Genomic DNA, 12,236 nt, shown 5'->3' with positions numbered 1-12,236 from the left:
GGAGCGGGCCCATGAGTGATCTCGACGCCAGGATCAATGAACATTTCGCGGGCTTTGTCGTGCGCAAGGACCTGGTGAAGGCGGTCAAGGGCAACGCGATCGTTCCGACCTATGTGCTCGAGTATCTCCTCGGCCAGTATTGCGCCACAGACGACGAGGCGTCGATCGCGACCGGCATCGAGACTGTCAAAGAAATACTGCGCAAGCATTATGTCCACCGCAGCGAAGCGGGGCTAATCCAGTCAACGATCAAGGAAAAGGGCGGCTACAAGGTCATCGACCAGATCAGCGTGTCATTGAACGAGAAGACCGATAGCTACGAAGCGACCTTCGACAACCTCGGCATCAAGAAGGTTGCGGTCGACAGCGGCACGATCAAAGCGCACCCAAAGCTGCTGGTGACGGGCGTCTGGTGCATTGCGGATGTGCAATACGAGTTCTCGGAAGATGCGCGCATCTCGCCGTGGATCCTCGAGACCATCAAGCCCATCCAGATCGCCAAGGTCGACTATGAGGGCTACCGCGAGGCGCGGGGCAGCTTCAATACTGACGATTGGATTGACCTCCTGATGCAGAGCATCGGGTTCAACCCGGAGGCCTTTGGGCGTCGGGCGAAGCTCTTGCAGCTGATGCGACTGATCCCGTTCGTTGAACGCAATTACAACATCATCGAGCTGGGGCCCAAAGGGACCGGTAAGTCGCACATCTACTCGGAGTTCTCGCCACACGGTCAGCTGATCTCAGGTGGCGAGGTGACGATCCCGAAGCTCTTTGTGAACAACTCGAACGGCCGCATTGGCCTTGTCGGCTATTGGGATGTCGTGGCCTTTGATGAATTCGCCGGTCGGGAAAAGACAGCGAACAAGGCGCTGGTCGACATCATGAAAAACTATATGGCCAACAAGACCTTCTCCCGGGGGGTGAACCCGATGGGGGCCGAGGCCAGTTTCGCGTTTGTGGGCAACACCGACCACAACGTGCCCTTCATGCTGAAAAACAGCGACCTCTTTGAGGCCCTGCCGCCGCAGTTCCATGACTCGGCCTTCATCGATCGTCTCCATGCCTATCTGCCCGGCTGGGAAATCGACGTGATCCGCGGCGAGATGTTCACCAAGGGATATGGCTTCATAGTCGACTACCTCGCCGAGATCCTGCGCCACCTGCGCCAGGAGGATTTCTCGCACCGGCCGGACCAGCATTTCAAGATCAGCGAGAAGATTTCGACGCGGGATCGGGATGCCATCTACAAGACGATGTCGGGCCTTCTGAAGCTGATCTTCCCGAATGGCGGCGAGACAGCAGAGGATGTCGAGGAGTTACTGCGCCTAGCCATGGAGAGCCGCAAGCGGGTCAAGGATCAACTAGCCCGCATCGACAGCACCTATCCCGAGGTTGATTTTCACTACCTTGGCACGGACGGGACCAAGCGCCGTGTGACCACGGTAGAGGAGGAAGAATACCCGCAGTTCTATCATCTCAAGCCTGCGCTGGATCCCAAGGAGCAGGAACAGTCAGAGACGTCAGCTGGTGCTGGTGAGCCCACATCTGCCGGTAACGAAGGGGCATCGACGTCAGGGTCCGCTTCGGAGGCTGCGCGCCCTGTCAAGGCAGAGGCGAAGCCCATTCTCGAAGAAGGCCATCATGTCTTCACAGAGGATCGCAAGGGTATCAGCTACGATCTGCTCTTCGGTCCTTACATTGAAGGCGCATCAAAGATTATCGTGACAGACCCCTATGTCCGATACTTCTATCAAATCCGAAACATGATGGAATTCGTTGAAATGGTAATTCGGCGGAAATCGCCCGAGGACCAGGTCAGCGTTCATCTCGTGACAGGGCCGGATGATGGCAATGTCGGCAAGCAACGAGAATTGCTGGACTCGATCGTGGACGCCTGTGTCGGCTCGGGCGTCGAATTCACTTGGGCCTTCGACGGCACAGGAACAGCGCATGCGCGTGATATCGTAACCGATACTGGCTGGAAGATCGTGCTGGATCGTGGCCTCGATATTTTCCAGGCGCCGATCAAGAAGGACGGGTTTTCGCTCAGTGATCGGTTGCAGGAGCACCGTTTAATCAAGGGCTTCTACGTGACCTATTTAAGTGATGAGAAAGGTTAGATTGACCAGCTTAATGGATCGCGTAACGCAACTTGAAGATGGGGATCGAAACAAATGGCACTGAATTTGGTGAAAACCGTTGTGGACTTTTTGGAAACTCGTCCGGAAGAGAAATTCACCGCGCGAGAAATAGCGCATTGGATTTTTGAAAATTACCCTGAGGAATGCCAAGCAAAGAAAGACAATTCGAAAGCAACGGTGAACCCACTTGATACGGATTCTGCCGTCATACAGCAGATTTCGGCGGAAATCGGGGCCAGCCGTCCACGGTTGACCAAAACATCTTCTGGCATCAAAACAACTGAAGGTCGGCCGCGCCGGTATTACTTTACGCGTAACACAGACACAGAGGAGCTTAAGCAAGCCGAGGATGGCGGGCCAGCTATGAAAGCTTCGACCGAAACGCGCTCCCTGACTGAACACGATCTATACCCTAAGCTCTCAAAATTTCTGCTGTCCGAGCTGAACGTCTACAGCGCTCGCATCGACGAAAGGCGCTCGCGCAATACCCGAGGGGCAGGGGGCAATCGTTGGCTTTACCCAGATATTGTTGGCATGGAGGATTTGAGCGCTGATTGGGATCGAGAGATCAAAGATTGTGTCAGACAATATGCAGATAAGAAAACGAAGCTTTGGTCTTTTGAAGTCAAGCTTTTGGTGAACCGGTCGAATGTGCGCGAAGTGTTTTTCCAAGCTGTAAGCAATTCGTCGTGGGCGAATTTCGGCTATCTCGTCGCAAGTGAAATCTCAGGTTATGATACGCTCAAAGAATTGCGGATGCTGTCGAGTCTACATGGGATTGGATTCATCAAATTAGACGCAGAAGACATCATCGAAAGCCAGATCATTATACCAGCCAGGGAGCGCGGCGAGGTTGACTGGGACGCTGCCAATCGCCTGACGCAGGAAAACAGAGACTTTCGTGACTATGTTGTACGTGTGCGGCAGTTTTACCAAACTGGTGAAATGCGCCCGCGGGATTGGGACGCTTTTGAAGAAGAAACTTAATTAGCTTCCAAGGTGCCGATTATTTTGACCTTAGCGTCACTAGCTACAACCCGCCCGAACCATTGTATCTGGTTGAGGATATCGCGGCGCTCAATTGTAAGCGTGCCCTCGCCAATCCCGTGATCTTGCAGGCACGTGAAGTCGCTCAAGTCGAAGATGGCAGTGCGGGCACGACAGACCGCTGTGGCCTTCATGCAGCGCTCAAAGATATCAAGGTAAAGCGGCAGTACGTCTGCATAGCAGCCTTCAAAAGTGACATCTTCAATCTTTGGAATTGCATAGGCTTTTCTCACCGGTTTTGTCCTTCTTGTGGTGAATATGTGAAGCGACTAACGCTCTGTCTGAAAAGGATATCAAGCTCTCTCGGTGAAGCGGGTGGAGATCAGCAGCTTCGAAACGAGCGTTTGGGGCTCTGTGGCGCAGACGTTTCGCTGTCAATTGGATGCGCTGACGATGAGTCTGGGCAATCCCTAAGAGACATCCCTCACAAACACGCGTTTCCCGTCTGGCCCTTTGAGCGCCACCTCCACCATCCCCGGCAGCGCCGCGGCCCAATCCTCCATCTCCTTTGAGGGAAGCGTATGCGAGAGCGTATGCGTTACCGCCGGGTGACTGCGCCGTGAGGCTTCAGTGAGCGCGAAGGTCGCGCCCCCGCCCCAATAGTCCGGAATGAGATAGACGAAGTGAGAGCAGCCGACTTTGCCCAGATCGTAGCCCTCACGCGCCAGAAGCACCTTGATCGGAATCCATTCCGGCCCGGAGATAAAGTGGTGGCAAAGGCCAAGGCAGGTCACGCCGACCAGCTGGTCGCCATCCCAGGCCAAAGCAGCCGTATCGCCCCGCTTAGCGTAGGCCTCTAGCATGGGCATCGCGTCGATCGGCTCACGTCCGGTTTTAACCCGAACATCCGCCACAATCTGCGAAAGCCGCTCAAAGTGCTGGGCTGCCTCGGCGAGTTTTACCTGTTCGTATCGCATGGGTCAGACCTCGATTGATTGTGCAAGAAGGAACAGCTGGTCGATATCGCCCTCCGTGAGCGCGGCACCATCCGGCCAGCTGAGATAGGGCGCCAGCGCATTGAGAAGCGGGCTATTGCGCTCAAAGGAGATCGCCTCACGCCAGGCCAACTGGCTCATGGCGTCCAGGCCGGTCATGAGCGTCTCCACCTGATCGAGAAGCCCCATCTGCAAAAGCGCAGCTTTGGCCTGCAGACGGCTGACCGCCATCGCAGGCTCAGCGGGCGGTGTCACGTCCAGCGCCGGATCAAACGGTGCCACGGCCCCAAACTCCCCTGCCTCGGCACGCGCGAACAAATCAGACGGCCCGTCGCGATCGACGATGCGCAGCGCGCCATCCTCCAACTCAAAACGGATCACGCTTTGATCCGCGGTCATGTATTGCGGGTTTTGCATTTAGTCGTTCTCCACAGGCGCATAGACACCGGGGATCAGGTTCTCCCCGCCGGTTTGGAAACGCACATTCTGAATGCGGGCATAGCTCGTGTAGCAGACCGACTCTTTGCCCCACCCAGAGCAAGAACGCACCGCAGAATATTGAACTTTCACGCGGTCGGCTGGAACCACATCGATATCGAGTGTTGTCGCAGTCCAGGCCGTGCCGCCTTTTGTCCAACTGCCCAAAACAGTCTCAACGCCGCCACGAAGGCGCGTCACGCGGAACAACGCCTGAGGGCTACTATGGCTCGCAGCGCGGTCAAATGTGACACGTATCGTTCCGGATTGCGCAAAGTCGAACGAGTGGCGCGTGGCATAACCACTGTAATGATTTGTATTTTGCGCATAAGCATCGACCCGACTGCGGATGGTATCGCCAGCGCTGAGCTCTTCACTGGCCCCACCCAATGCCGCAATGGCCTGCGCCACGCGCTCGGGCGTCATCAGCTTGCTGCTGGCGGTGCCAGCCTCCGCCTCCGCCTGGCTCGCGATATCTGCTGCCAGCGTGCGATCAGCCGCAAGCGAGCCACCCCCAGTCAGCCCCGTGCCGGCCGAGATCAGTCGGCCGGAATTCACGATCTCGACAATGGCCTCCGTGCCATCGTCGCGCTTAAGGAACAGCCGACCGTCATAGGTATTGACGGCCAACTCCCCAAGCTCGAGCTGCGCGGTCGTGGGCACTTTGCCCGCAACCGCGGAGCGCTTCATCTTCACAGCCATATGGCCTGCCTCCTTTTTGCCTATCTAAAGCGGTCTGCCAAAGCCTTGAGACCTCAGCTTCTGGCAGACCGCAGCGCACCCTATGACTGTGGTGCGCGCCTCGCCTTTCTCTTGATGCTCAAGACAAAGGCGCGACGCCTTAGACGAGGTCAGCGGGATCAGAACGTCCCGCCATCCAGCGCGATGCCGGAGATCGAGCCGCCGGTGATTGCGACATTGTTCGCGGCCTGCGTGGCCATAGAGCCAAGCCCCAGGTTGGAGCGCGCTGTCGCCGCATTTGTCAGATCCGAGAGGTTGGAGGTTTTCTCCAACTTTCCGGCAAGGCCATTGGTCACCGTGGTGGCAAAATCCGGATCATCCCCGAGTGCTGCCGCCAGCTCATTGAGCGTATCCATCGCCCCAGGGGCCGCATCGATCAGCGCCGCAATCGCCGCGGAGACAAACGCCGTGGTGGCGATCTGGGTGTTGCTGGTGCCCCCGGCGGCCGTCGGCGCCGTCGGCGTGCCGGTGAACGTCGGCGAGACTTTCGGTGCCTTGGCATCCAGCGCAGACTGCAGACCGGTCACCTGGCTGATCGGATGGTTATGCGCAGACGGCGGGAAGGTCGCCGGCTTGCCGGTCACCCCAGTCCAGGCCACCGCATCGGCCAGCTCGGCTGCGTCGACCTTGCCGTCATTGTCCGAGTCGTAGGTCGCTTTCAGCATGTCACCGGCGCCAAAGCTCGCGATCGCCGACTGCACAAAGGCGGTGGTGGCGATTTGCGTGGTATTGGTGCCCCCCGCCGCCGTCGGCGCCGCCGGCGTGCCGGTAAAGCTCGGCGAGGCCAGTGGCGCCTTGCCATTGAGCGCCGTCTGCAGGCCAGAGACATCGGAAATGGCATGGCCATGCGCCGCCGCTGCGAACGCGGTGCTGCTCATGAGCGCCGCCGTGCCGAGGCCCAGAGCCGTGTGTTGCGCGGCCACATCGGCCGCCTTCAGAAGAGTGCGCCCCGCCGAGGTGCTGTCGCTGATCTCGGCTGCCGTGTGGTCATGGCTCACAGCTGCCTTGCCATCAAGCGCGCCCTGCAGCCCGGTGACATCCGCGATGGCATGGCTATGGCTGGTGTTCGCCTTGCCGCCCAGAAGCGTATCGAGCTGCGACTTGCGCACCAGGTCCGAGCCGGCCGCGGCATCCTGGGACGCGGTCGGCACCAGGCTAAAGGTTTTCTTGCCAGCGATGGTCTGCGTGCCGGTCTTGGCGACAAACCCGCCCGACCCGGCGATCGCCACGATCGACGTGGCATTGCCGCCGCCATCGTCGCCCTTGCCGATATAGAGCGTATCATCGACCTCGTTGTGGGCGACCTCGCCCGACTTGAGCGCAGCCGGCGCGCCGGCATTGCCCGACACCCGGCGCTTAAGCTGAATCGTGTTCGCCATTAGAAGAACCCTCCATTAATAGGCGTGTCTGTTGGTAGAATGGTCACACCAGGATCGCCCTGGTCACCTTTTGGCCCTTGCGGCCCGGTCTCCCCGTCAGGCCCAGGCAGACCCCGCACCCGCACCGCCACAGGACCCGAGGCAAGCCCCACCCGAATGGGCAGATCCTCAGACACCGTGACGCGGATCGGCACCCGAGCGCCGACCACCTCGATCTTGTCCCCCATGCTACAGCCCTCGCGTGACCGGGCTCATCACCGGAATCTCGAGCGCAAAGCCCAAGTGCCGATCCGGATCCGTGTCCGTGCGCACCACATCGACCACGACCGATCCCACCGCCATGCCGGCGGTATCCGCCGCTGCGATCTGCAGATCCAGCGCGCTATCCGAGACCCGCTCCAGCCCACCGTTGGCACTGGTGAGCGTGGCCAGGATCTCCGTATCCCCCAGCTTTGCCCGCACATGGCCAGTGAACGCCGCCCCTTCCGGAAACAGTGCTCCAGCCGCCTCTAGCCGAAGCCGGTAGGCATAGCCGATCATGATCGCCGGCCCCTCGTAGATTTGTGTCGTCATGGTTGCCACCCGCAGATTTTTGCGCCGGTTTCATTGTGGACCAAGATCTGGCGCTGCGTGCCCGGCGTCAGCTGATCGGCGCGCGACGGCCGGATGGGCTCAGCCCAATCACAACCCGTCCCGACCTTAATCCCGCATCCAGCGAGAGAGCCGGCGAGCCACGCCAGCATCATCATCCGCACCCACATCGCGCCGCACCTCCGCTGCTTGTTTCATTGTTCGGATCCGCGCCTCGGCGCGCTTGACCGCAAACCGCGCGATCCCGGCCGCGCGGCCATGACGCCAGATCGCAAACACCGCCGCCAAAACAGCGAGCACGATCAAGGCGACATAGAGCAGACGGCGCTGGGTCCCGCCCAAGGCCATCCCGAACAGGCTCATCCGAGCCCCGCCAAGATTTTGCGGATCCGCCGCCGCGCAATCCACATGGCCGAGACCAGCACCACGCCCACCACCGCAAGCGCCACGACCTGCGCGGTGCCGTCGAGCGAGCGCAGCGCTTCAAGCCCGGCCACAACAGACGTCGCGGCCTGAACCCCCGCCGCGCGCACCGTGGTGCTCTCGGTCACGCCCGCGCGCCGCTTGGGCAGCGCCGCCGGCTCAACCGCCCGGCGCACCGCGACCACGCGCGACTTCGGGTAGGCGGTGACATTCACCTGGTTTCCCTGATTGCCGCCCAGGAGGTAGACATTGCCTCCGGCCGAGCCCTCGTAGAAGGCCACATGGCCCTGCCACGGCTGTCCACGCGACAAGATCACCACGTCGCCGCGCCGCGCCTGATCGAGCGGCACAGACGTGCCCCAGCTCTCATAGCTGCGCGCCAGGAGCGAGCCCGTGCCCTGCACACCGCAACGCGCCAGCACTGCACCGACGAAGGCCGCGCACCACGGCACCTCATCATTGGTCTGCGGCACGCCCGCGTCGCGGTAATAGGCCAGAACCCGAGGATTATGCCCCTCGGCCCATTCCCAAACACCCTCGTCCGCCTTCGCGGTCTCATAGATCAGATCGCCAATCCGCATGGCTGCCTCCTGCAATAAAAAGCCGCCCAAAAGGACGGCGCGTCGGTCAATGTGTCGTGTGATCGTGGCTGTTTTGGCTATTTCTTGCGGCCGAGCCACGCGCCGAGCAACGCCTCCGCGCCGCGCGGCCCCAGATAGGCCAGCGTGGCGACAAACCCGGTCGAGACCGGCTGGCCAAGCCCCATATAGCTCGCCGCCGCCTCACCGATCAGCGCCATGCCCACCGCCACCGGGATCTCCCACAAAAGCTCCTTGCCAAAGAAACGGCGCTTGCCCAGCTTCACCTCGCCAGAGTGATACATCAGCCGCCCCGTAAAAGCCCCGATCAGCGTCGTCACCGCCCCGCCAAACAGCCGGTCCATCATTTCAATAAAACTGGGATCTTGCATGTTTGGGCCTTTTCGGTGGAGCGCAATATCAAGGCGTGGGCTTGACATGACTCAGATTGGTGCCATTTAAGGAGCGATATTCAGTATTGTTTTGCACGCAGATTTACAGGAGCCCCGCCATGCAACGTGTCGAAGCCAATGTCGCCGTGAGCGTCTCTGACCTCAAAAAAAGCCCCACCAGCGTGCTGGAGCAAGCCAATGGGGAATCCATCGCCGTGCTCAACCACAACCGCGTGATGGCTTATATGGTGCCCGCTGAGCAATATGAGGCGATGATGGAACGCCTGGACGACCTCGCCCTGATCGATCTCGTGAACGCGCGGTCTGCTGAGACCCCGGTCAAGGTGACGCTGGATGAGCTATGAGCTGCAGTTCTTGCCGTCAGCCTTGAGGGAATGGCGCAAACTCGGAGCGTCCGTACAGAGACAGTTCAAGAAGAAGCTCACAGAACGCCTGTCACACCCCCATGTCCCAGCCGATCGCCTGCACGGGTTGGAACAGCACTACAAGATCAAACTGCGCAGCGCCGGTTATCGTCTTGTCTACTCAGTGCAGGACACCAGCATCACCGTGACCGTCGTTGCGGTCGGCAAACGTGAACGGGGACAGGTTTACAAGGCAGCCCAAAAGCGCAGCTCCCCTCAGTAGGTCCCGCCATCGAGGAACTCCTCCCAGGCATCATCCGTGGAATTGCGGATCTTCAAGACAGGCACCGCCGCACCGGTATCCAGCCACAGCATGCCCGGCCGGGTGTGAACCGGCGCCGTCGCCCCGGCATTGCACGATTGCAGCGCCGCCAAGACCTCGTTGATGCGCTGGCGCACCGCAAGACCGGCATCGTTTTCAATCACGTAACTGGACGTCTGGGCCATTAAGCCACCTCGTCTGCATGGAGCCGGAGGCGCGCGACCACCGGCGTATAGGCGGCATCCGCCGTTCTGAGCCAGGCGCGCGCCTGCACCGCCCGCGCCTCGATCTCGCTATTGTCGATCCGGCCCCAATCAGACCAGACCGGAGAGCCTGACGGGTCGTCATCGGTTTCACGCACCTCAACCACCACATCCGTCTCCGCGCCCTCAGCCCCATCGAAGTCCGCCCAGCTGTCGATGGGCTCCAGGCGAGCATCAATCAGGTCCGCCAGCGCCAGGACCGCGACCCGGATCTCGCTGCGCAGCCGGATCCGACGCACCGCGCCAAAATCCATGCCAGCCCCGAACTCATAGAGGCCTTCCGGCTCCGGCACATAAGGCACGCCTGAGCCGTCCACCGCCGTCACCAGGCGCAAGCTTGTGCCGTCGACCACCAGATCCGTCTTGGAGCCTGGAAACGTGCCATCGGCCTGCAGGCTTTCGACCGGCGCAAAGGCAATCGCCTGCGCCCCCTTGGTCGCGACCGCCGTCACCGGCCCGAGGCGTCCGCCGCTGTCCTCGGCGCGGATGAGGTATGTGCCGGGTTTGAGCGGCACCACCGCAATCGCCTCCGAGCCCGCGACCCGGTCCATCGAATAGCTGTTCGCCCAGGTCGCCGGCGTCTCGCCGCTGTGGCGAATAACAATGTTCCCCGCAACCCGCACATCCGGATCCGCGGCCCGCGTCCATTTGAGGATCGCCAAGCCGCCCGCCGTCTGCAGCGTCACATTCTCCAGCGCCACCGGCGGTGCCGTTAGCCCGAGGATCTCCGCAGACCCGACCCGCCAATCCGACGGCACACCCAAAACAGAGACCGCCTGCACCCGCACCTCCCACTGGCCCGGTTTCGCATCGCGGATCTCCAGCGCCGTGCTTCTTTGCCGCCCATAATCGACCCACTCTCCACCGTCCCGACGCGCCTCGATCTGGTAGCTTTCGACAAACGCCGAAGGCGCCGGCACCCACGACGCGGTGATCAAGACCTTTGCACCGCCACCATCGCGCGTGATGTAGAGCTCCTCGGAGAGCTCCGGCGCACCCGGCACTGCAGTGAATGCCGAGGATGGCAATGTGGTGCGCGGCGCAGCCGCGTAGATCTGCTCCTCAGAGGCATCCCAATCATAGACCAGCGGCGAGGTTTCTCGCAGAATGAGCTCCGGCACCAGCATGACACCATCACCGACCACACTCAGGTCCAGCTGCGCCGATTGCACCTCAAACGGTTTGCCCGCAAAGCCCCAGCGCGCGTAGTCCACCTCCACCGTGTCGCCGGCCGCCGCCTTCCAAGCGCTGAGCTTGCCCGACCACTTCACCACCTGCTGGCGGCGTTGCCGCTCCAGCTCGATCTTGGCGATACGTTGCGCGGTCGAAGATGAGATGGTGAATGGCAGAGAGATATCGCGCCAAATCTTCTCGCCGCCGTCCTCGGCCACATAGACCTCAGAGGAATAGGCCGGGAAGTCATCCGGCTGCCAGTCATTCTCCGGGCTGATAAACTGGCCGCGCACCCCGTTGAAGTTGGACGCCCGGCTTTGCCGCGTGGTCAGCGCCAAGCCGCCCTCGCGGATATCATCCACCCCGAGCGCCACATCCGGCACCCGGTAAGCGCCGGCATGGATGCGCCAAGCCCCGCCTTGCCAGATGCAACGCCCGGCCATCGCGGTCAGCATGGCCTCGATGAGCGTCTGCGGCGTTTGATCAAGCACCACAACGCCGTTGCAGGTATAGCGCAGCTCGGTGCCGGCCTCCGCCTCGCCCTCGCGCAAGGCCAGCGTCACCGGCTCATCGCAGATATTGGCCGCCTCGATCAGAGACGCGGTCTCGATCCCATCCTCTGCGCCGATCTCGGCCCCAAGCCCAAAAACAGCATGGCTCATGTAATCCGCTACGCAGAGCGCAGCGGTCTCGGTGTAGCCCCGCTCGCCCGTGCGCGGATCAAGAATGTCGTCCTTACCCTCGACATCGACAGAGATGCTCGGGATTCCGCCAGGAAACGCCTTGGCGCTATGTGTCAGGCGCAGATGGATCGCGGCACAGCCGTCCAGGCGATGATCTGGCCCCCAATGTTCGGAGACCTCCTCGCTCAGCTCTGCGAACGGCTCCTGCGGCAAGGCCTCATACCACGGCGGCCCATAGGCGACAGGCGGATCAATAGGCGTCTCTTCCTCAAGCACAAACGCGCTCTGGTCCGAAAGGCCCAGCCGCTTCTCGATCTGCACCTTGCCCTCCCAGCGATCCAGCGCCGTGCCACTCTCATCGATCGCCATCTCGCCATCGAAGTAGACCGCGCCAATCGACTTCACACGGTGCGTGGCCAGCACGATCACCAAATGCAGATACTTGTTGTCATCACCGGCTTCGTGGATGAACACGATCGTGCCGCCTTTGCGCACCCGGCCATAGACCATCTCGCGCGGCCGCACCGGCTCACGCACGCTCACCGTGCGCGGCCCAAGCGACGGCGTGCCCATCAAGGCTGCCGACGCCCCCGACAATAGCATCGAGACCCCGAACTGCGCCGCAAAGCCGATCAGGCCGCCCGCGGCCATCGCCGCGGCAAAACCGCCGGCTGCGATCGAGGCACCCCCGACCGCAATCGCACCAATCGCCACCTGTGGCATGTC

Annotated in this window: 16 protein-coding genes; 4 read left to right on the top strand and 12 right to left on the bottom strand. The window is 61.1% G+C overall.

What is annotated here, in order from left to right; all coding sequences use genetic code 11:
* Positions 1 to 11 precede the first annotated feature (11 nt).
* Positions 12 to 2,120, top strand: a complete 2,109-nt coding sequence (gene brxL, locus MED193_RS12225; protein WP_009810041.1) for a BREX system Lon protease-like protein BrxL — start codon at positions 12 to 14, stop codon at positions 2,118 to 2,120.
* A gap of 54 nt (positions 2,121 to 2,174) precedes the next feature.
* Positions 2,175 to 3,128, top strand: a complete 954-nt coding sequence (locus tag MED193_RS12220) for a COG2958 family protein (protein WP_009810040.1) — start codon at positions 2,175 to 2,177, stop codon at positions 3,126 to 3,128.
* Here the strand turns inward: MED193_RS12220 and MED193_RS12215 are convergent.
* From MED193_RS12215 to MED193_RS12165, 10 genes are all read right to left on the bottom strand, one after another.
* The gene (locus tag MED193_RS12215) at positions 3,125 to 3,421 is read right to left on the bottom strand and encodes a hypothetical protein (RefSeq protein ID WP_009810039.1); all 297 of its coding nucleotides are present in this window, start codon (positions 3,419 to 3,421) and stop codon (positions 3,125 to 3,127) included. The genes MED193_RS12220 and MED193_RS12215 overlap by 4 nt on opposite strands.
* A gap of 177 nt (positions 3,422 to 3,598) precedes the next feature.
* Entirely contained in the window at positions 3,599 to 4,105 is a 507-nt protein-coding gene (locus MED193_RS12210; protein WP_009810038.1) for a hypothetical protein, read from the bottom strand.
* Between the two features lie 3 nt (positions 4,106 to 4,108).
* Positions 4,109 to 4,540 (bottom strand): hypothetical protein, encoded by a 432-nt coding sequence (locus MED193_RS12205; RefSeq protein ID WP_009810037.1) that lies wholly within the window; start codon positions 4,538 to 4,540, stop codon positions 4,109 to 4,111.
* Positions 4,541 to 5,302: a hypothetical protein gene (locus MED193_RS12200; protein ID WP_009810036.1), complete on the bottom strand. Its 762-nt coding sequence runs from the start codon at positions 5,300 to 5,302 to the stop codon at positions 4,541 to 4,543.
* Between the two features lie 158 nt (positions 5,303 to 5,460).
* Positions 5,461 to 6,720, bottom strand: coding sequence for a head decoration protein (locus MED193_RS12195; protein WP_009810035.1), 1,260 nt, complete (start codon positions 6,718 to 6,720; stop codon positions 5,461 to 5,463).
* Positions 6,720 to 6,947 carry a hypothetical protein gene (locus MED193_RS12190; protein WP_009810034.1) on the bottom strand — a complete coding sequence of 76 codons (228 nt, stop codon included), beginning with the start codon at positions 6,945 to 6,947 and terminating at the stop codon, positions 6,720 to 6,722. The genes MED193_RS12195 and MED193_RS12190 overlap by 1 nt, the downstream gene beginning before the upstream one ends.
* Position 6,948: 1 nt before the next feature.
* Positions 6,949 to 7,293, bottom strand: coding sequence for a hypothetical protein (locus MED193_RS12185; protein WP_009810033.1), 345 nt, complete (start codon positions 7,291 to 7,293; stop codon positions 6,949 to 6,951).
* A gap of 126 nt (positions 7,294 to 7,419) precedes the next feature.
* Complete coding sequence (locus MED193_RS12175; protein WP_009810032.1) at positions 7,420 to 7,674, bottom strand: hypothetical protein; 255 nt, start codon at positions 7,672 to 7,674, stop codon at positions 7,420 to 7,422.
* Complete coding sequence (locus tag MED193_RS22310) at positions 7,671 to 8,315, bottom strand: TIGR02594 family protein (RefSeq protein ID WP_050757589.1); 645 nt, start codon at positions 8,313 to 8,315, stop codon at positions 7,671 to 7,673. Before MED193_RS22310 ends, MED193_RS12175 begins: the two co-directional genes overlap by 4 nt.
* Before the next feature lie 77 nt (positions 8,316 to 8,392).
* Complete coding sequence (locus tag MED193_RS12165; RefSeq protein ID WP_039966858.1) at positions 8,393 to 8,704, bottom strand: phage holin family protein; 312 nt, start codon at positions 8,702 to 8,704, stop codon at positions 8,393 to 8,395.
* Positions 8,705 to 8,823: 119 nt separating this feature from the next.
* Here MED193_RS12165 and MED193_RS12160 point away from each other — a divergent pair, with 119 nt between their 5' ends.
* Complete coding sequence (locus MED193_RS12160; protein ID WP_009810029.1) at positions 8,824 to 9,069, top strand: type II toxin-antitoxin system Phd/YefM family antitoxin; 246 nt, start codon at positions 8,824 to 8,826, stop codon at positions 9,067 to 9,069.
* Positions 9,059 to 9,352, top strand: a complete 294-nt coding sequence (locus MED193_RS12155) for a type II toxin-antitoxin system RelE/ParE family toxin (protein ID WP_009810028.1) — start codon at positions 9,059 to 9,061, stop codon at positions 9,350 to 9,352. Before MED193_RS12160 ends, MED193_RS12155 begins: the two co-directional genes overlap by 11 nt.
* Here the strand turns inward: MED193_RS12155 and MED193_RS12150 are convergent.
* Entirely contained in the window at positions 9,346 to 9,576 is a 231-nt protein-coding gene (locus MED193_RS12150; protein ID WP_009810027.1) for a hypothetical protein, read from the bottom strand. The two genes, MED193_RS12155 and MED193_RS12150, sit on opposite strands and share 7 nt — an antisense overlap.
* The gene (locus tag MED193_RS12145; RefSeq protein ID WP_009810026.1) at positions 9,576 to 12,233 is read right to left on the bottom strand and encodes a phage tail protein; all 2,658 of its coding nucleotides are present in this window, start codon (positions 12,231 to 12,233) and stop codon (positions 9,576 to 9,578) included. The genes MED193_RS12150 and MED193_RS12145 overlap by 1 nt, the downstream gene beginning before the upstream one ends.
* Between the last annotated feature and the right edge of the window lie 3 nt (positions 12,234 to 12,236).

Source organism: Roseobacter sp. MED193 (assembly GCF_000152965.1).
GTDB lineage: Bacteria > Pseudomonadota > Alphaproteobacteria > Rhodobacterales > Rhodobacteraceae > Pseudophaeobacter.
Note: the sequence above shows the minus strand (reverse complement) of the source record. Positions and strands in the feature narration are given on the sequence as shown.